The organism is Devosia nitrariae, from assembly GCF_030160115.1.
GTDB lineage: Bacteria > Pseudomonadota > Alphaproteobacteria > Rhizobiales > Devosiaceae > Devosia > Devosia nitrariae.
The window spans coordinates 1-525 of sequence record NZ_BSNS01000019.1 but is presented as its reverse complement, the minus strand read 5'-3'; the positions used below and the strand labels follow the sequence as shown (position 1 = coordinate 525).

The following is a 525-nucleotide window of genomic DNA, read 5'->3' as shown; positions in this document are numbered from 1 at the left end:
GGTTAACGCTGGTGCGGCGCTCCTCATCCATGACGCCGATCTTGATGGTATTGCGCGCCAACCCGAGCGCGTCTTCCACACGCTGAAACATGGCGTCCGCCAGGGCCACTTCAGCCGGTCCATGCATCTTGGGCTTGACGACATAGATGCTGCCGCATCGCGAATTTTGCGGCCCGGAGGTCTTGCGTAGATCATGGACCGCGGCGAGCGCGGTCACCATCGCGTCGAGGAAACCTTCGGGCGTTTCACGACCATCGGCATCCAGCACCGCGTTGGTGGTCATGAGGTGGCCGACATTGCGCACAAGCATCAGACTGCGGCCTGTAAGCACCAGCTCTGCCCCGTCTGCGCCTGTGTACTGGCGGTCCGGCGCCAGTTGGCGGACAATGGCGCGGCCGTCCTTTTCAAATCGCTCGGCAAGATCGCCGCGCATCAGACCGAGCCAGTTGCGATAGACGGCGATCTTGTCCGCGGCATCGACCGCCGCGACCGAATCCTCGCAATCCTGGATCGTCGTCAACGCGG

The 525-nt window shown here is 63.0% G+C and carries 1 pseudogene; it reads right to left on the bottom strand.

What is annotated here, in order from left to right:
* Positions 1–525 (bottom strand): annotated as a pseudogene (locus tag QQK18_RS17210) (malate synthase G); the annotation flags it as partial.